18 protein-coding genes are annotated in these 17,003 nt (G+C 65.2%); 15 read left to right on the top strand and 3 right to left on the bottom strand.

Annotated features, from left to right (window positions below; genetic code table 11):
* Positions 1–3: 3 nt before the first annotated feature.
* Positions 4–1,371, bottom strand: coding sequence for a DNA repair protein RadA (gene radA, locus J2W40_RS02230; RefSeq protein ID WP_037472307.1), 1,368 nt, complete (start codon positions 1,369–1,371; stop codon positions 4–6).
* 87 nt (positions 1,372–1,458) lie between these two features.
* On the opposite strand from radA, the gene J2W40_RS02235 reads away from it, so the two are divergent.
* The 3 genes from J2W40_RS02235 to J2W40_RS02245 are packed head-to-tail and all read left to right on the top strand — an operon-like array spanning position 1,459 to position 5,073.
* Positions 1,459–2,154: an endonuclease/exonuclease/phosphatase family protein gene (locus tag J2W40_RS02235; protein ID WP_310221705.1), complete on the top strand. Its 696-nt coding sequence runs from the start codon at positions 1,459–1,461 to the stop codon at positions 2,152–2,154.
* Between the two features lie 43 nt (positions 2,155–2,197).
* Positions 2,198–4,543, top strand: a complete 2,346-nt coding sequence (locus J2W40_RS02240; protein WP_310221707.1) for a patatin-like protein — start codon at positions 2,198–2,200, stop codon at positions 4,541–4,543.
* Positions 4,544–4,572: 29 nt separating this feature from the next.
* A complete protein-coding gene (locus tag J2W40_RS02245; protein WP_310221953.1) occupies positions 4,573–5,073 on the top strand; it encodes a hypothetical protein in 501 nt (166 codons plus the stop codon).
* Here the strand turns inward: J2W40_RS02245 and J2W40_RS02250 are convergent.
* Positions 5,065–5,355 carry a 4a-hydroxytetrahydrobiopterin dehydratase gene (locus J2W40_RS02250; protein WP_310221709.1) on the bottom strand — a complete coding sequence of 97 codons (291 nt, stop codon included), beginning with the start codon at positions 5,353–5,355 and terminating at the stop codon, positions 5,065–5,067. The two genes, J2W40_RS02245 and J2W40_RS02250, sit on opposite strands and share 9 nt — an antisense overlap.
* 40 nt (positions 5,356–5,395) lie before the next feature.
* Here J2W40_RS02250 and J2W40_RS02255 point away from each other — a divergent pair, with 40 nt between their 5' ends.
* The 6 genes from J2W40_RS02255 to J2W40_RS02280 all read left to right on the top strand — a co-directional run bounded on the left by J2W40_RS02255 (position 5,396) and on the right by J2W40_RS02280 (position 10,025).
* The gene (locus tag J2W40_RS02255) at positions 5,396–5,803 is read left to right on the top strand and encodes a metallopeptidase family protein (protein WP_310221711.1); all 408 of its coding nucleotides are present in this window, start codon (positions 5,396–5,398) and stop codon (positions 5,801–5,803) included.
* Positions 5,800–6,411: a heme ABC exporter ATP-binding protein CcmA gene (ccmA, locus tag J2W40_RS02260; protein ID WP_310221713.1), complete on the top strand. Its 612-nt coding sequence runs from the start codon at positions 5,800–5,802 to the stop codon at positions 6,409–6,411. Before J2W40_RS02255 ends, ccmA begins: the two co-directional genes overlap by 4 nt.
* Positions 6,408–7,055, top strand: coding sequence for a heme exporter protein CcmB (locus tag J2W40_RS02265; RefSeq protein ID WP_310221715.1), 648 nt, complete (start codon positions 6,408–6,410; stop codon positions 7,053–7,055). The genes ccmA and J2W40_RS02265 overlap by 4 nt, the downstream gene beginning before the upstream one ends.
* A gap of 144 nt (positions 7,056–7,199) precedes the next feature.
* Positions 7,200–8,036 (top strand): FkbM family methyltransferase, encoded by an 837-nt coding sequence (locus tag J2W40_RS02270; protein WP_310221718.1) that lies wholly within the window; start codon positions 7,200–7,202, stop codon positions 8,034–8,036.
* A gap of 101 nt (positions 8,037–8,137) precedes the next feature.
* On the top strand, positions 8,138–9,040 hold the full coding sequence (locus J2W40_RS02275) for a DMT family transporter (protein ID WP_310221954.1): 903 nt from the start codon (positions 8,138–8,140) through the stop codon (positions 9,038–9,040).
* A 49-nt stretch (positions 9,041–9,089) separates the two neighbouring features.
* The gene (locus J2W40_RS02280) at positions 9,090–10,025 is read left to right on the top strand and encodes a cupin-like domain-containing protein (RefSeq protein ID WP_310221720.1); all 936 of its coding nucleotides are present in this window, start codon (positions 9,090–9,092) and stop codon (positions 10,023–10,025) included.
* 15 nt (positions 10,026–10,040) lie between these two features.
* On the opposite strand, the gene J2W40_RS02285 is transcribed toward J2W40_RS02280, so the two are convergent.
* Positions 10,041–10,319, bottom strand: coding sequence for a chorismate mutase (locus tag J2W40_RS02285; RefSeq protein ID WP_037478645.1), 279 nt, complete (start codon positions 10,317–10,319; stop codon positions 10,041–10,043).
* 106 nt (positions 10,320–10,425) lie between these two features.
* Between J2W40_RS02285 and J2W40_RS02290 the strand changes: the two genes are divergently transcribed.
* The 6 genes from J2W40_RS02290 to spt all read left to right on the top strand — a co-directional run bounded on the left by J2W40_RS02290 (position 10,426) and on the right by spt (position 16,991).
* Positions 10,426–11,454, top strand: coding sequence for a polyprenyl synthetase family protein (locus J2W40_RS02290; protein ID WP_310221724.1), 1,029 nt, complete (start codon positions 10,426–10,428; stop codon positions 11,452–11,454).
* A 134-nt stretch (positions 11,455–11,588) separates the two neighbouring features.
* A complete protein-coding gene (locus J2W40_RS02295; protein WP_310221726.1) occupies positions 11,589–12,368 on the top strand; it encodes a TSUP family transporter in 780 nt (259 codons plus the stop codon).
* Between the two features lie 37 nt (positions 12,369–12,405).
* Entirely contained in the window at positions 12,406–14,928 is a 2,523-nt protein-coding gene (gene hrpB, locus J2W40_RS02300) for an ATP-dependent helicase HrpB (protein WP_310221727.1), read from the top strand.
* 55 nt (positions 14,929–14,983) lie between these two features.
* Positions 14,984–15,262 carry an ETC complex I subunit gene (locus tag J2W40_RS02305; protein WP_037480484.1) on the top strand — a complete coding sequence of 93 codons (279 nt, stop codon included), beginning with the start codon at positions 14,984–14,986 and terminating at the stop codon, positions 15,260–15,262.
* A gap of 116 nt (positions 15,263–15,378) precedes the next feature.
* Entirely contained in the window at positions 15,379–15,627 is a 249-nt protein-coding gene (locus J2W40_RS02310) for an acyl carrier protein (RefSeq protein WP_310221955.1), read from the top strand.
* Between the two features lie 131 nt (positions 15,628–15,758).
* Positions 15,759–16,991, top strand: a complete 1,233-nt coding sequence (gene spt / locus J2W40_RS02315) for a serine palmitoyltransferase (protein WP_310221731.1) — start codon at positions 15,759–15,761, stop codon at positions 16,989–16,991.
* The last annotated feature ends 12 nt before the right edge of the window (positions 16,992–17,003 follow it).

Below are 17,003 nucleotides of genomic sequence, written 5' to 3' on the forward strand. Positions count from 1 at the left end.
TGGCTATCCCCTGCCCAGCATCTGGTCAACCAGTTGCGCAAGCGTGCGAAAGCCGCTGACCGCTATCCCCTTCACCCCATCGGTCGCCGACGCCGGGATGAAGGCGCGGTTGAACCCTAGCTTCGCCGCCTCGCGCAGCCGCAGCGGCGCATGCGCCACGGGACGAATCTCGCTCGACAGCGCGATCTCGCCGAACAGCACGACATCCGACGGCAAGGGCTTTTCCGACAGCGCCGACACCAGGGCCGCCGCCACCGCCAGGTCCGCCGCCGGGTCCGACAGCCGATATCCGCCCGCGACGTTCAGATAGACTTCGCAGGTCGAGAAGCTGAGGCCACAGCGCGCCTCCAGCACCGCCAGCACCATCGCCAGCCGCCCATTATCCCATCCGACCACCGCGCGCCGGGGAGTCGCCCCGCTGGACAGACGCACCACCAGCGCCTGGATCTCCACCAGCACCGGCCGCGTCCCTTCCAGCGCAGGGAACACCGTCGCGCCCGTCACCGTCTCGTCGCGATGCGTCAGGAACAGCGCCGATGGGTTGGCGACCTCCTCCAGCCCTTCGGACACCATCGCGAATACGCCGATTTCATCCGTGCCGCCAAAGCGGTTCTTGATCGCGCGCAGGATGCGATATTGATGGCTGCGCTCGCCCTCGAACGCCAGCACGGTATCGACCATATGCTCCAGCACGCGCGGCCCGGCGATGCTGCCATCCTTGGTCACATGGCCGACCAGGATCAGGGCGGTACCCCGCTGCTTGGCGAATTTGATCAGTTCCTGCGACGAGGCGCGCACCTGGCTGACTGTCCCCGGTGCGCCTTCGATCAGGTCGCTGTGCATCGTCTGGATCGAATCGATCACCAGCAAGGCCGGCGGCTCGCCTTGGCTCAGCGTCGTCAAAATGTCCCGCACCGACGTCGCGCTCGCCAGCATCACCGGCGCATTGCCCAGCCCCAGCCGTTGCGCGCGCAACCGCACCTGGTCGGCCGCTTCCTCGCCGCTGATATAGGCCACCGACAGCCCGCGCGCCGCGACCCGCGCCGCTGCCTGCAGCAAGAGGGTCGATTTGCCGATGCCCGGATCGCCACCGATCAGCGTCGCCGATCCCGCGACGATACCCCCGCCCAGCGCCCGGTCGAACTCGGCAATCCCGGTGCTGGTGCGCGGCGGCAATTCGACCTGCGTGTCCAGCCCGACAAGCGTGATCGCCCGCCCGCCCGTATGCAGATCATGCCGCGCGGAAAAGGCGGTTTGCGGCGCTTCCTCGACGATGCTGTTCCATTCGCCGCAATCCTCGCACTGCCCCTGCCACCGGGCCGCAACGGTGCCGCATTGCTGACAGACGAATTTGCGCTTTGTCTTGGCCATGGCCCGGATATGCCGTTCAGGCGCGAACATTGCAAGAACATCCGTTCGCCACTGGAAACATGCCTGCGCCTTGGGCATTGGTGCGCCATGAAGACATTGCGCGTTGCCAGCTATAATATCCACAAGGCCGTCGGCACCGACCGCCGTCGCATGCCGGAGCGGGTGCTGGAGGTGCTGGGCGAGATCGACGCCGACATCGTCGCCTTACAGGAGGCCGACATGCGCTTCGGCGTCCGCTCCGCCGCCATCCCTCCCCGGATGCTCGAAAGCCATAGTGGTTATAAGGCCGTGCCGCTGGACGTTCAGGCCGATTCGATGGGCTGGCACGGCAATGCCATCCTGGTGCGCAAGGATGCCGAGATCGACGCGCATGATGTGTTGCATATCCCCTATCTGGAGCCACGCGGCGCGACCATGGCGCAAGTGACCATGGGCAGCGCCAGCGTCCGCGTGTTCGGGATGCATCTCGACCTGTCGGGCCTGTGGCGCAGGCGGCAGGCGGCCGCCGTCATCAACGCCGCGGCCCAGGGCGAGGCCATGCCCACCATCTTGATGGGCGACCTCAACGAATGGAGCGCGGGTCGCGGCTGCCTTGCCGACTTTGCCCGCCATTACAGCTTCGCGCCCTGTGGCCGCAGCTTCCATGCCCGTGCGCCTGTTGCCCAGCTCGACCGGATCATGCATTGCGATCGCCTGACCCTGGTCGAATGCGGCGTCCATATGAGCGCCGCGGCGCGCAAGGCGTCGGACCATCTGCCGATCTGGGCCGAATTCCGCCTTTGATCCGCCCCTCGACAATATCCCCGCCCTCTGCGATCCATGCACCATGAAGGAGCGGGAACTCAGGCTAGCGCTGGTCTGCTATGGCGGCATCAGCCTGGCGATCTACATGCATGGCATCACCAAGGAAGTGTGGCGGCTGGCCCGCGCCAGCCGCGCCTTTCACGACGGCGCGCCTGCCTCCACCGGCAGCGAAGCCGTCTATCGACAGATGCTGGAGGAGATAGAGGCCAAGGCCGGCATCCGCCTGCGCATCATGCCCGACATCATCGCGGGGGCCAGCGCAGGCGGCATCAACGGCATTTTTCTGGCCCAGGCGATCGAGACCGGCCAGTCGCTCGATCCGCTGACCGATATGTGGCTCGACAATGCCGATGTCGACCGCTTACTCGACCCCGATGCCCGCCCCGCCCGCGCGCTCACCAAATTCTGGGCCACCCCGCTCGTGTGGATGGCCGCCCGCCGCCCCGGCGACGCGATCGAACGCACCGTCGCCCCCGACACGCGCGAAGAGGTGCGCCACAAACTCTCCCGCTTCATCCGCTCGCGCTGGTTCGAACCGCCCTTTGGCGGGGAGATTTTCTCTGGCATGCTGATGGATGCCTTCGATGCGATGGCGGCGGCGGAGCGCGGCCCGCCCTTGCTCCCGGCCGGGCATCCGCTCGACCTGTTCGTCACCGTCACGGATTTCGAGGGCCATCCGCAAAGCCTCAACCTCAACAGTCCGGCCCAGGTGATCGAGACCGAACATCGCCTGTCGATCGGCTTTCGTGCGCGCGGGCGGGCACCCGATGGCGACCCGCGGGCCTTCGCCGATGCCGCCGAACTGGTCTTCGCCGCCCGCGCGACCGCCAGCTTTCCCGGTGCCTTCCCGCCCTTCACCGTGCGCGAACTCGACCGCGTCCTCAAACGCCGCCACCGCGCCTGGCCCACCCGCGATGCCTTCCTTCACCGCGCTTTGCCCCGCCATGCGGCGCGCGGGACGGCGGAGGACGCGGTGCTGATCGACGGCTCCGTGCTGGCCAACGCACCCTTCGCCCAGGCGATCGGCGCGCTGCGCAACCGCCCCTCGCGCCGGGAGGTCGACCGCCGTTTCGTCTATATCGATCCCAAGCCCGGCCACAGGTCGATCCGGCTCAACCGCCATGGCGACGCGGAGGATGCGCCGACCGGCGCGGACGCGCCCCTGCCCGGCTTTTTCCGCACCATCTTCGGCGCACTGTCCGACATTCCGCGCGAGCAGCCGATTCGCGACAATCTGGAAGTGATCGACCGCCATTCGGCGCATATCCGCCGTATGCGCCGCATCCTCGACACGCTGCGTCCCGGCATGGAGGCGGAGGTCGAAAGCGCGATCGGCCGCATGCTCTTCCTAGACCGGCCAACGCCCGCGCGCCTCTCCGCCTGGCGTGCCAAGGCGCAACAGCGCGCCGCCGGATCGGCAGGCTTCGCCTTCCCCGCTTATGGCCACCTCAAATTGTCGGGCATTGTCGAGGCGCTTTCGACCCTGTTGTTTCGCCTGTCGGGGGAAGACAGCGCAATGATGCGCGAAACCTATCGCCGGGCGATCTGGGCGCAGGTGCGCGCGACCGGCGCGGATCAATTGACCGATCATGGCGGCTCCGCCTCCGCCCCGGTCACCTTCTTCCGCACCCACGACCTTGCCTTCCGCATCCGCCGCCTGCGTTTCTTGGCGCGGCGTCTCGCCGAAACGCTGGAGCGCGAGAGCGCGGTGGAGGCAGTCGAGGTGCAGGCCATGCACGACGCCATCTACGCCGCCCTCGCCCTCTATGCCGAATGCGAGGACGCCGATTTTCACGGCCCCGCCGTCATCGCCGCCGCGCGCCAGGTGCCGACCGACGCCGCCGCTGCGCTGGAGGCCGTCGCGCACGCCCGCAACCTTCAGGCGCGCGATGATTCGGCCGACATTCTGCTCGCCGAAGCCTTCGCCGCGCTGCCCAAGGCGGCCCGGCGCACCATGTTGCTCGCCTATCTCGGCTTCCCCTTCACCGATATCGCCACCTTACCGTTGCTCCAGGGTGACACTCTGGACGAATATGATCCGGTCAAGGTCGACCGGATTTCACCCGAAGACTGTTCCGCCATCCGCGCAGGCGGAGCGCAGGCGACGCTGAAAGGCATAGAATTCAACAATTTCGGCGCGTTTTTTAGCAGGGCCTATCGGGAGAATGACTATCTTTGGGGGCGCCTCCACGGGGTCGAGCGGCTGCTGGACATCGTGAATTCAGCCATACCCACCGCAAGCCGCCTTTCGCCCGACAGGGTGCGCGCCTATAGGCGATCTGCGTTTCTGGCGATCCTGGACGAGGAAGAATCGCGCTTGCCGCATGTCGCGGAATTGATCGCCAGCTTGCGGGAGGAAATCGGGTGAGCAGGCCTGTTGTGCTGGTGCCGATGGTCATGATGCTGGCGCTGGTCGCTGGCTGCCGCGCGTCGGATGATACGGCGCAGGCGGACAATGGTGTTGCCTTCACCACCGTCGCCCAGATCGCCGACAATGCGACCCCGCCGCCGCCCGAACCTGTGGTCGCGCCGATGCCGCCACCCGCCACACCGGCGCGGGTTTCGCCAACCGTCACGGTCCGCGCCCAGCCCGCCCCCTATTTCCCGCTCGACCTGCCCCCATCGGATGTTGCCGCCAGCGCCGCGCCTTTCCCGCGCGAAGTCACCGAGTTCATGGTGGCGCGCGACAGTTGCGATCATTTCCGGGGCGAAGAGCCCTATGATGCCGAACGCCGCGCCTATATCGCGGAAAATATCGCCGAGCTGTGCCGTGGCACCGATACCAAACTGGCCCTGCTGCGGCAACGCTATGCCTCTGATCCTTCCGTTATCGCAGCGCTGCGCGGCTATGAGGACCAGATTGAAAAGCATATGCCGAAACAGGCTGGTTTATTCTAGCAAGCTATTGATTGCATGCGCCAGATCGACGTCGCGCTGTGACAATCCGCCGGCATCGTGGGTGGTCAGAACAATATCCACCCGGTTATAGACGTTCGACCATTCGGGATGATGATCGGCCTTCTCCGCCAATATCGCGACCCGCGTCATGAAACCGAACGCCGCGACGAAATCGCTAAAGACGAAGCGGCGGCTTATGCCGTCCGGCTCGGCCACCACCGTCCACTCCGGCAGTTCGGCCAAGGCTGCGGCGCGCTGTTCTTGCGTCAATGTGGCAATCATGTCCCTATCCTCTTAATATGCTTTGGCTTATGTGACAGCCATGTCGCACCATGGTCAACCGCCCCGCTTTGCCCCCACGATCCAGGAGATCGAGACGCTGGCGCTCGGCGCGCTGGCGCGCCTGCCTGAAACCTTCCGCGATCACTTGTCCGATGTCGTGCTGTTCGTCGAGGAATTTGCCGATCCGGCGATCCTCAAAGAGATGGAGATCGGCGATCCCTATGGCCTGACCGGCCTCTATACCGGCCGCCCCGTGGGGCATGAGCCGCAGACCGGCGACACCCCGCCGACCGTCCATCTCTATCGCCGCCCACTGCTCGATGAATGGGTCGAAACCGGCGTGCCGCTCGACGCGCTCATCACCCATGTCGTAGTGCATGAGATCGGCCATCATTTCGGCCTGTCGGACCTCGACATGCATGTGCTGGAGGATATGGTCGCATCATGAGCGATGCGGCCTTGCGGCTGACCGATGTCGCCTGCCTGCGCGGCGGACGGATGCTGTTTCGCGGCGTCGGCCTGACGCTGGGACCGGGCGAGAGCGCGCTGCTGACCGGCCCCAATGGCGTCGGCAAGTCCAGCCTGCTGCGTCTGTGCGCGGGGCTGCTGCCTGCCTTTGCTGGAACGGTCGATCGGCATGGCGGCATCGCGCTTACCGACGAGCGGCTGGCGCTGGACATGGACCTGCCGCTCGCCACGGCGCTCGCCTTCTGGGCGCAACTCGACCGGGCCGGGCCGGAAGCGGTGTCGGCGGCGCTGGACGCCATGGCATTGTCCCGCCTCGCCGATGTGCCCGTCCGCATGCTGTCCACCGGACAGCGCAAGCGCGCCATGCTGGCACGGGTGATAGCCAGCAATGCCCCTATCTGGCTGCTCGACGAACCGGGCAACGGGCTAGACGACGCCTCGACCAACCTGCTCGGCGCAGCGGTGGCCGCCCATCTGGCGAGCGGCGGCATCGTTGTCGCCGCCTCGCATCAGCCGCTGCCGATGACCACGCCTCTAGCGCTTTCGCTGGCCGACTATCTGCCCGACGCCATGGAAGATAGGCCATGAGGCTGCTCTGGCTGCTCGCGCGGCGCGATCTGGCCCAGGCATGGGCATCGGGCGGCCTCTGGCTCCCCGTCGCCTTCCTCCTGCTCGTCGCCAGCCTCTATCCCTTCGCGGTCGGCCCGGACGCCGCGCTGCTGGCGCGGACGGGCGGCGGCATGCTGTGGATCGCCGCGCTGCTCGCCAGCCTGTTGCCGGTCGATCGCCTCATCGCACCGGACCGGGACGCCGGCATATTGGACCAGATCGCGCTGCGCGGCATCGGCGAGGAGATGGTCGTCCTGGCCCGGCTGATCGCCCATTGGCTGGGCTTCGGCCCACCCCTGATGATCGCCACCCTGCCAGCCGCCGCGCTGCTGAAACTCGACGGCGGCACCATCTGGATGCTCGAACTTGGCCTGCTGGTCGGCACCCCCGCGCTCGCCGCGCTCGGCCTGCTGGTCGCCACGCTAACCGCTGGCCTCCGATCAAGCGGCGCGCTGGCGGGTCTGCTCGCCCTGCCGCTCGCCGTGCCGCTGCTGATCTTCGGCGCAGGCACGCTGGGCGACGGCAGCGGTGCGGCCCTGAAATTCCTCGCCGCCGCCTCGCTCCTGCTGGTAGCCCTCACCCCCTTCGCCGGGGGCGCAGCGATCCGCGCAGGGCGGGAATGAGGTCCATCGGCATATCGGCGATGCGGGGAAGGCTAAGCCGCTCCAGACACCGTCCATGAATACCCGGTCAACCAATCTGCACCTTGCATTTATCGCATGTTCGACTAATCCTGTACGCTCTCTCCACCGGCAGGATCTTTGTAAATGATGATCGACGACATTTTTATTGAGGATGAAAAAGTTGCGCTGGTCGGAGAGTTAAATGTTGTCATTCTCTCCCGCTCTGGCCCGCTGAGCCTGAACAGATTTAGTCCTATTGGTCGTTCGATTTGCTTTTACGGTGAGCATGGCTGGAATGAGCTCAACTTTTGTAAATTGTTCATTCAACCTTCGGATATTATATTCGATGTCGGCGCACATCAGGGAACACATACCATTGTTTTTGCGGATGCTGTTGGCCCCAGCGGTGCCGTTCATGCCTTTGAACCACAAAGGCTGATGTTTCAAAACATCTGCGCAACCGCAGCCCTCAACAGCAAGGTTAACATTCACGCGCAGAATGTTGCGGTCGGTGATGCCAAAGGTAAAGTCCGCATCGTCGATTTCGACTATGGGAAACGTGGTCATTTCAGCGGCATGAAAATCGCACCCGGTAATACAGGTGCAGAAGTCGATCTCATCACCATCGACGATTATGTCGAAGAACGAGACATAGCCACAATAAATTTCCTGAAAATTGACGTGGAAGGGCTTGAAGCGAAAGTTCTGGCCGGGGCAAGAGCGTCGATAGATAGATTCAAGCCTGTCCTCTATTGCGAGTATCATGATAGTCGAAACGATATTCGTAGGATGGTAGCAGATATGGGCTATGAAATGTTCAAACATGCACCTGCAGGCTATAATGCCGATAATTATTTCAAATATCCCTCTGATCGCTTTCAGGGTGGGCAAGATCATAATGCCATCTGCATCCACAGCGACCACATGCCCAAGTACGAACCGATCTTGACAGCAAATCAATCGGTTATTCAGAAGATCTGATCTAACAGGGGGCTGGAGATATATCGCCCCGCGCCTGAGCCAGGCGCGCATTTGTCTGGCTCTTGCTCGACATAGCCATGTTCTTGAGCCAAAGCCGCGTCATGTTCGCCCTCGCCGCCTCGATCCTGTTCGTCCTGATCTGGTCCACCGGCTTCATCGTCGCGCGCGCCGTCGTGCCCCATGGTGCGCCCGAACTGGTGCTGGCGATCCGCCTCACGCTCACCACGCTGCTGCTCGGTGGTGCGGCGCTCTACGCACGGCAAGCGTTTCCACGCGGGCGTCGCCTCACCCTGCATCTGGGTGCGGGCGCGATGTTGCATGGCGTCTATCTGACGGTCAGTTGGTGGGCGGTCAGCCATGGCATGCCCGCAGGCGTCATGTCGCTGCTCGGCTCGCTCCAACCGCTGATGGTCGCGGTCGCCAGCGTCGCACTGTTGGGCTACCGGCTCCCCGCCCGCGCCTGGACCGGCCTTGCCATTGCGATTGCAGGCGTCGCCTGCGTCCTACTGCCCATCATCCTGCGCAGCGGTGCGGGGTCGATCAGCCTGATCCCGGCTGTCGCGGGCATCGTCGCCGTCATCGGCATGACCGGCGGCACGCTTATTCAGCGCGGCGCGATCGCGGGCGATCCGATCCTGATTTCGGGCACAGTCCAGAATGCGGGCGGCGCGCTGGTCGCCATAGCCGCGACGCTGATCGTGGGCGAATGGCGTTGGGACAATGATCCGGTCCTGTGGCTTGGCCTTGGCTGGTCGATCTTCGGCCTGTCCGCCGCGGGCCTCAGTCTGCTCGTCTGGCTGGTGCGGCATCAGGGACCGACCGCCATGTCGATGCTCCTTCTCCTTGTGCCCCCGCTCGCCGCGATCGAAGCCTGGCTGCTGTTCAACGAACGGCTCGGCCCGATCCAGCTGATCGGCTTCGCCCTGGCGCTGGGCGGCGTGCTGCTCGGCCGTTCGCGCGGCAAGCGTCCGCCCGTCGCCGACCCCGCCGAAACCGTCACCTGATTGTCATCGTCTGCAACAGGCCCGTCATGATCGGGCGATAAGGGACAATATGGCCAAACCTCCCTCCCGCCCCTTCCCGCCGGTCGACATGCGGATGCAGATGGCCTTACGACAGACCGGTTTCGACGCGATCAAGGATCCGCCCAAGCCTGCCCCACGCGCGCTCGACCTCACCCGCGCACTGCGCCGCCGCGAATGGCTGCTCGACGTGATGGAGCGGCAACGCGCCCTGTCGCCCTACGCCTCCGGCCTGCTTACCGCGGAAAATCTGTCGAGCGAGGATTTCCTGCACAGCTTCTACGCACCCGGCCGCCCCGTGCTGATCAAGGGCGCGCTGGCGGACTGGCCTGCGCTGACCCGCTGGACGCCCGACTATCTGGCCGACGCGGTGGGCGACGCGACCGTGGAATATCAGGGCGGCCGCACCGCCGCTGGCGACTATGAACTGATGAAGGACCGCCACCGGCAACGCGCCCCGTTCCGCGCCTTCATCGACCTGGTGCGCGATGGCGGCAACGACGCCTATCTCACCGCCTATAACAGCGCGGCAAACGGCCCGGCACTCGCACCGCTGCAATCCGATCTCGGCACGATCGACGCTTATTTGACCCCGGCGCCCGGCATGTTGTGGATCGGCGGCGAAGGCGCCTTCACCCCGCTCCATTTCGACCTCACCAACAATCTGCTGGCGCAATTGACCGGCACCAAGCGGGTCGTCCTGATCCCGCCATCGCAAACCCGGCACCTCGCCCATCGCCGCCATGTGTTCAGCGACGTGCATGACGTGACCGACCCCGCGCGACTGGCCACCCATCCGGCGGCGCGCGACATCTTGCGCTATGATCTGCTGCTGACGCCCGGCGATCTGCTCTTCATTCCCATCGGCTGGTGGCATCAGGTTCGGTCGGAAAGCTTCTCGACCATGCTGACCTACACCAATTTCCTCTGGCCCAATGCCGGGCATGAAAGCTACCCGGCGGATTGACCGTCGCGCAGGGGATCAGCCGTCGCGCAACTGCTCATGATGGCGGATCACTTCGTCGATGATGAAGCGCAGGAACTTTTCGGTGAAATCGGGGTCCAGCTTGGCGTCGAGCGCCAGTTGCCGCAGCCGGGCGACCTGCCGCTCCTCCCGCCCCGGATCGGCGGGGGGCAGCGCATGTGTCGCCTTATATTCGCCCACCGCCTGGGTCACCTTGAACCGTTCGGCCAGCATGAACACCAGCGCCGCGTCGATATTGTCGATGCTTTCGCGATAGCGTTGCAGCATGTCGGTCACGGGATGCTCCTTTGGTTCCACTCGCGGGCTTTTTGCGCCATATGGCCCTACAGGCAAGCTATTCCCGCTTGCCTTTAGCTTTTTGCACCGCCACATGGCGCTTGTCATGACAGCACCCGCCCCCGGTAACGTCCACCCGATCGGCCGCGCCAAGAGCGCGCCATCGCTGGCCCCCATCATGAATCTGGTTGCCGACGGCATGAACCAGGTCAACGCCGTGATTCTGGACCGGATGCAATCGCGCATTCCGTTGATCCCGGAACTGGCAGGGCATCTGATCGCAGGCGGCGGCAAGCGTTTGCGGCCGATGCTGACGCTCGCCTGCGCCGACCTGGTCGGCTATGCTGGCAGCCGTCACTACAAGCTCGCGGCGGCCGTCGAATTCATCCACACCGCCACCCTGCTGCATGATGATGTTGTCGATGGCTCTGGCCTGCGCCGGGGCCGCAAGACCGCCAACATCATCTGGGGCAACAGCGCCAGCGTGCTGGTCGGCGACTTCCTCTTCTCCCGCTCGTTCGAGCTGATGGTCGAGGCGGAATCGCTCAAGGTGTTGAAGATCCTCGCCAATGCCTCGGCGGTGATCGCGGAGGGCGAGGTCAACCAGCTGACCGCCCAGCGCAACATCGACACCAGCGAGGATCATTATCTCGACATCATCGGCGCAAAGACCGCCGCGCTCTTTGCCGCCGCCTGCCGCATCTCCGCCGTGGTCGCCGACCGCGATGACAAGGAGGAGCATGAGCTCGACGTCTATGGCCGCAACCTGGGGATCGCCTTCCAGTTGATCGACGACGCAATCGACTATGAATCGGATGGCGCGACCATGGGCAAGGATGCCGGCGACGACTTCCGCGATGGCAAGGTGACGCTGCCCGTCATCCTCGCTTACGCGCGCGGCGGCGACGAGGATCGCGCCTTCTGGAAGGCGGCGATTGCGGGCCACAAGATCAGCGACGAAGACCTCGCCCACGCCACCGGCCTGCTCCGCCGCACTGGCGCGATCGCCGACACGCTCGCCCGTGCCCGCCATTATGGCCAGCGCGCGATCGACGCGCTCGGCATGTTCGACAATGGCAAGGCCAAGGCCGCGCTGACCGAAGCGGTGGAGTTCGCCACCCTGCGCGCTTATTGAGGGTTCGGGCCTGTACTTCGTCCAATGCAACACACCCCGTTCGCCCTGAGCTTGTCGAAGGGCCTTCTTTGAGAAAGTACAGGGCTTCGACAGGCTCAGCCCGAACGGGATGAGGGTGGCGGGCCGAACCGCCCATGATCCTGACCCCCGAAACCATCGCTTTCCTCATGGCCGCCGCGCTGATGGCGGGCTGTATCGACGCGATGGCAGGCGGCGGTGGCCTCATCACCCTGCCCGCGCTGATGGCAGCGGGCATCCCTCCGGTGCAGGCGGTCGCGACCAACAAGCTGCAAAGCTGCTTCGGCACCTTCGGCGCGTGCGTCGCTTATGCCCGGCGCGGCCATATGGACCTCAAAACCTATAAAGGCCCGGTGATCGCCGCCTTCATCGGTTCGGTCGGCGGCGCGTGGCTGCTGCAACGGGTCGATCCCTCGATATTGGCGGGCCTGATGCCCGCACTGCTGATCATCATCGCCGCCTATTTCACCTTCTCGCCCAAGCTCGGCGACGCAGACCGGCACGCCCGCGTCGGCATCTGGGCGCTCAGCGGCCTGGTCGGCGTCATCGGCTTTTATGACGGTTTCTTCGGGCCGGGCGCGGGCGCCTTCTACACCACCATCTTCCTGGCCCTGGGCGGCCTGTCGATCCTGCGCGCCACCGCCCAGACCAAGGCCGCCAATTTCGCCAGCAATGTCGCGGGCCTGCTCACCATGGTCGCGGGCGGCCATGTGCTGTGGATCGCGGGCCTGACCATGGCGATCGGCAGCATCATCGGCGGCCAGATCGGCTCGCACCTCGCGATGCGCTTCGGGTCGACGCTCATCAAACCGCTGCTGATCATCATGTCGCTGGCGCTGACCACCAAGATGCTGATCGACCCCAAAAACCCGATCCACATCTACCTGTTCACTTGATCTTGCCCACAGCGCCAAATGGCCCGATGGAACGGCCATGACCGCCCTGCCGATCCACGATGTCTTGCCCGACCTGCTGGCTGCGCTCCGCACCGGCAGCAACGCCGTGCTGGTCGCCCCCCCCGGCGCGGGCAAGACGACGGCGGTGGCCCCGGCCCTGCTCGACCAGCCCTGGTGCAGCGGACAGATACTCTTGCTCTCCCCTCGCCGCCTCGCCGCCCGTGCCGCGGCCGAGCGGATCGCCGAAATGCTGGGCGAACAACCCGGCAGCACGGTCGGCTATGCGACGCGCATGGACAGCAAACAATCGGCCCGCACCCGCCTGCTCGTGCTGACCGAGGGCATTTTCGTCCGCCGCATTCAGGACGACCCCGAACTGACCGGCATATCGGCGGTGCTGTTCGACGAAGTCCATGAACGCAGCCTCGATAGCGATTTCGGCCTCGCCCTCGCGCTCGACGCGCAGGAGGCGTTGCGCCCCGACCTGCGCATCCTGCCCATGTCCGCCACCCTCGACGGCGCGCGCTTTGCCGCCTTGCTGGGCAACGCGCCAGTGATCGAAAGCGAGGGCCGCATCCAGCCACTCGAACTGCGCCATATCGGCCGCAACGCCGAAAAGCGGATCGAGGATGAGATGGCCGCCGCCATCCGCCGCGCGATCAGCGAGGAAGCAGAGGGCGACCTGCTTGCCTTCCTGCCCGGCGTGCGTGAAATCGAACGCACGGCGGAACGGATCGACGGCGGCCCGTTCGACATTCATCCGCTGCACGGCTCGCTCGATCCCGCCGCCCAGCGCGCCGCGATCCGCCCGTCCCGCTCCGGCGCGCGGAAGGTCATTCTCGCCACCTCCATCGCCGAAACCAGCCTGACCATCGACGGCGTGCGGATCGTGGTCGACAGCGGCCTCGCCCGCCGCCCCCGCTATGATCGGGCCGCGGGGGTCACCCGCCTCGTCACCGAACGCGCCAGCCAGGCGTCCGCCACCCAGCGCGCCGGTCGCGCCGCGCGCCAGCGGCCCGGCGTCGCCTATCGCCTGTGGGAAGCCGCCGCGAGCGCGGGCATGCCCCCCTTCGACCCGCCGGAAATATTGGAAAGCGACCTCTCCAGCCTTCTGCTCGACTGCGCGCTATGGGGCGTGAACGATCCCGCCACGCTGCGCTGGCTCGATCCCCCGCCTCCTGCCGCCCTGTCCGAAGCCCGCACCCGCCTAACCGCGCTCGAAGCGCTCGATGCCGACGGCCGCATCACCCCCCATGGCAAGGCGCTGGCGAAACTGCCGCTCAGCCCGCGCATAGCCCATATGCTGGTGCGCGCGGGAGAAATGGGCCTTGCCCAGACCGCCGCAGAGATCGCCGTGCTGCTCGGCGAACGCGGCATCGGCGGCCAGGACACCGACCTCACCCAACGCCTCCAGCGCTGGCGCCGCGAAACCGGCAAACGCGCCGACGCGGGAAGGGCCTTGGCAAAGCGATGGGCGAATCTTCTCAAGCCCCTCCCTTCAAAGGGAGGGGTTGGGGTGGGTAGCGAGCGAAGCGAGCCTCCTTCGGAGGCACCCACCCCAACCCCTCCCTTTGAAGGGAGGGGCTATTTTGACCACCATGTCGGCCTCTGCCTCGCCCTCGCTTTCCCCGATCGCGTATCGAAACACCGCTCTGCGGACGGCGCGGACTGGACCAGCGTCGGCGGACGCGGTTTCCGGCTCGACCCGCTCTCGCCCCTCGCCCGCGAACCATGGCTGGCGGTGGGCGAAGTGCAGGGCAGCGCGGCGGGCGCGCGCATCCTGTCCGCCGCCCCGATCAGCGAAGAATCTGTGCTGGCCCTCTTCCCCGATCGGATCGCCACCACCCGCACCGTCCGCTTTCGCGCCGCCAATGGCGGGATCGAAGCGCTACGCGAGCGCCGCCTGGGCGCAGTGCGCCTCTCGTCCGGTTCCGACGACAGCCCCGACCCGCAAGCCGTCGTCGCCGCGCTGATCGATGGCGTGCGACAAGGCGGCCTTGCCCTCCTCCCCTGGTCGGAAGCCGCCCGGTCGCTGCGGATGCGCGCCGATTTCGCCGGGATCGCAGAACTATCCGACGAAGCGCTGCTCGCCAGCCTCGATGACTGGCTGCCCCCGCTTCTGGCGGGCAAGCGCCGTCTGTCCGACATCGACCGCGCGCACCTGTCCGCCGTCCTTGAAGGCCTGATCGGCTGGGACGGCAAGCAACAGCTCGACCGCCTTGCCCCACCCGATTTTCGCTCGCCCGCAGGCAGCACCCATGCGATCGACTATGCGGCCGAAGGCGGCCCGCGCGTCGAATTGCGGGTGCAGGCGCTCTATGGCCTCGCCGATCATCCCACCGTCGGCAATCAGCGCATTCCTCTTGTCCTTTCGCTCACCTCGCCCGCTGGTCGCCCGATCCAGACCACGCGCGACCTGCCGGGCTTCTGGGCGGGCAACTGGCGCGATGTTGCCAAGGAAATGCGCGGCCGCTACCCGCGCCACCCCTGGCCCGACGATCCCACCGCCGCCAGCGCCACATTGCGCACCAAAAATGCAGATGCCCGCCGCAAGTCTTGACTTGCGCGCGCTCCGTGGTGCAACGCAGCAGGACGATTTACCGGAGTCCTTCGCGATGAACGCGCGCATCTATCAGATCCAGAAAAATGCCATGCAGTCGGGCAAGGCGCTGACCCATAAATGGGTGCTGGACTATGCGCCCGCGCAAGCCAAGACGCCTGACCCCCTGACCGGATGGGCAGGATCAGGCGACACCCAGCAGCAATTGAAGCTCAGCTTCCCGTCGCAGGAAGCCGCCATCGCCTATGCCCAAAAGCAGGGGATAGCCTACACCGTCATCCCCACCCCGCCCAAGACGCTGAAATTGCAGGCTTACGCCGACAATTTCCGCTAAGCGCCGCGCCCCTCGCGCAATTTCGGGCGCGATGCTGCCCGATTGCCGCCTTATTCCCTTGCCAAAGAGCGGTCACGGGCGGCAAAAGCCGTGCTTTCACGGAAAGAATGACCAGAATGACGGATCGCACCGAAATTTTCGACAGCGTCGTGGCGCAGATCGCCCCCTTCAACAAAAAGGGCGTAGACCTTACCGAAACCACCAGCTTTGCAGGCGACCTGGAATGGGACAGCCTGACCGTGATGGATTTCGTCGCCGCCATCGAGGATGAATTCGACATCCTCATCACCATGAACATGCAGGCGGAGATCGAAACGGTCGGCCAGCTAGTGGACGCGGTAGCAAAGCTGAAGACGCAGCAGTAAGAACAACACCCGTTCGCCCTGAGCGAAGTCGAAGGGCACCGCTGAGCGAAGGCGAAGCAAAGAGCCTCGGCTCCGCTCGGCAGAGGGCTTCGACTTCGCTCAGCCCGAACGGTTTTGGGACAAAAGACATCATGACCGACGCCGCAACGCTCACCCCCACACGCGACCTGTTTTCCAAGTTCGATCCCCTGATCGCGGAGCGCGAAGCGCTGCTCGCGACCGGCGTGCGCGATCCCTTCTCGATCGTGATGGACCAGGTGCTGTCCCCCACTCGCGCGATCATCAAGGGCAAGGAAACCATCCTGCTCGGCACCTATAATTATATGGGCATGACGTTCGACCCCGATGTCGTCGCGGCCGGCAAGAAGGCGCTCGACGAATTTGGCGCAGGCACGACCGGCAGCCGCGTCCTCAACGGCACCTATCAGGGTCACCGCGAAGTCGAAGACGCGCTCAAGGAATTTTACGGCACATCGTCGGCGATGGTCTTCTCGACCGGCTATCAGGCCAATCTCGGCATCATTTCGACGTTGGCGGGCAAGGGCGACTATGTCATCCTCGACGCCGACAGCCATGCCTCCATCTATGACGGCTGCTTCCTAGGCGACGCTGAAATCGTCCGCTTCCGCCACAACAGCGTCGAGGATCTGGCCAAGCGCCTCGCCCGCCTGCCCGCCGATGCGCTGAAACTCGTCGTGCTGGAAGGCGTCTATTCGATGCTCGGCGACATCGCCCCGCTGCCAGAGATGGTCGCTGCGATCCGCCAGCATCCCAATTGCATGATCCTGGTCGATGAAGCCCATGGCATGGGTTTCTTCGGTCCCAACGGCCGGGGCGTCTATGAAGAACAGGGCGTCGAGGACGACGTGGATTTCGTCGTCGGCACCTTCTCCAAATCGGTCGGCACAGTCGGCGGCTTCTGCGTCTCCAACCATCCCAAGTTCGAGATCATGCGCCTCGTCTGCCGCCCCTATGTCTTCACCGCTTCGCTGCCGCCTAGCGTCGTCGCCACTGCCGCCACCAGCATCCGCAAGCTGATGCATGCGAGCGACAAGCGCGCCCATCTGTGGAAGAACAGCAAGCGGCTGCACCAGGGCTTGACCGATCTCGGCTTCACGCTGGGCACCAAGACCCCGCAATCGGCGATCATCGCGGTCATCCTGACCGATCAGGCGCAGGCGGTCGCCATCTGGCAATCGCTGCTGGAACTCGGCCTCTACGTCAACATGGCGCGCCCTCCGGCGACCCCGACGGGCACCTTCCTGCTGCGCTGTTCGCTGTGCGCTGACCATAGCGATGAACAGGTCGAACAGATTATTGGCATGTTCGAAGCCGCCGGCAAAGCCACGGGCGCCATTGGCTGAACCATTGCGCTA

The organism is Sphingobium xenophagum, assembly GCF_031457465.1.
Classification (GTDB): domain Bacteria; phylum Pseudomonadota; class Alphaproteobacteria; order Sphingomonadales; family Sphingomonadaceae; genus Sphingobium; species Sphingobium xenophagum_A.

Coding starts and splice junctions, on each gene's coding strand:
- J2W40_RS02235 (WP_310221705.1), top strand. CDS start 1,459: ATGAAGACATTGCGCGTTGCCAGCTATAATATCCACAAGGCCGTCGGC.
- J2W40_RS02245 (WP_310221953.1), top strand. CDS start 4,573: ATGATGCTGGCGCTGGTCGCTGGCTGCCGCGCGTCGGATGATACGGCG.
- J2W40_RS02250 (WP_310221709.1), bottom strand. CDS start 5,355: ATGATTGCCACATTGACGCAAGAACAGCGCGCCGCAGCCTTGGCCGAA.
- J2W40_RS02270 (WP_310221718.1), top strand. CDS start 7,200: ATGATGATCGACGACATTTTTATTGAGGATGAAAAAGTTGCGCTGGTC.
- hrpB (WP_310221727.1), top strand. CDS start 12,406: ATGACCGCCCTGCCGATCCACGATGTCTTGCCCGACCTGCTGGCTGCG.
- spt (WP_310221731.1), top strand. CDS start 15,759: ATGACCGACGCCGCAACGCTCACCCCCACACGCGACCTGTTTTCCAAG.
- J2W40_RS02295 (WP_310221726.1), top strand. CDS start 11,589: ATGATCCTGACCCCCGAAACCATCGCTTTCCTCATGGCCGCCGCGCTG.
- J2W40_RS02290 (WP_310221724.1), top strand. CDS start 10,426: ATGACAGCACCCGCCCCCGGTAACGTCCACCCGATCGGCCGCGCCAAG.
- J2W40_RS02275 (WP_310221954.1), top strand. CDS start 8,138: ATGTTCGCCCTCGCCGCCTCGATCCTGTTCGTCCTGATCTGGTCCACC.
- J2W40_RS02255 (WP_310221711.1), top strand. CDS start 5,396: ATGTCGCACCATGGTCAACCGCCCCGCTTTGCCCCCACGATCCAGGAG.
- J2W40_RS02240 (WP_310221707.1), top strand. CDS start 2,198: ATGAAGGAGCGGGAACTCAGGCTAGCGCTGGTCTGCTATGGCGGCATC.
- J2W40_RS02305 (WP_037480484.1), top strand. CDS start 14,984: ATGAACGCGCGCATCTATCAGATCCAGAAAAATGCCATGCAGTCGGGC.
- J2W40_RS02280 (WP_310221720.1), top strand. CDS start 9,090: ATGGCCAAACCTCCCTCCCGCCCCTTCCCGCCGGTCGACATGCGGATG.
- radA (WP_037472307.1), bottom strand. CDS start 1,371: ATGGCCAAGACAAAGCGCAAATTCGTCTGTCAGCAATGCGGCACCGTT.
- J2W40_RS02265 (WP_310221715.1), top strand. CDS start 6,408: ATGAGGCTGCTCTGGCTGCTCGCGCGGCGCGATCTGGCCCAGGCATGG.
- ccmA (WP_310221713.1), top strand. CDS start 5,800: ATGAGCGATGCGGCCTTGCGGCTGACCGATGTCGCCTGCCTGCGCGGC.
- J2W40_RS02310 (WP_310221955.1), top strand. CDS start 15,379: ATGACGGATCGCACCGAAATTTTCGACAGCGTCGTGGCGCAGATCGCC.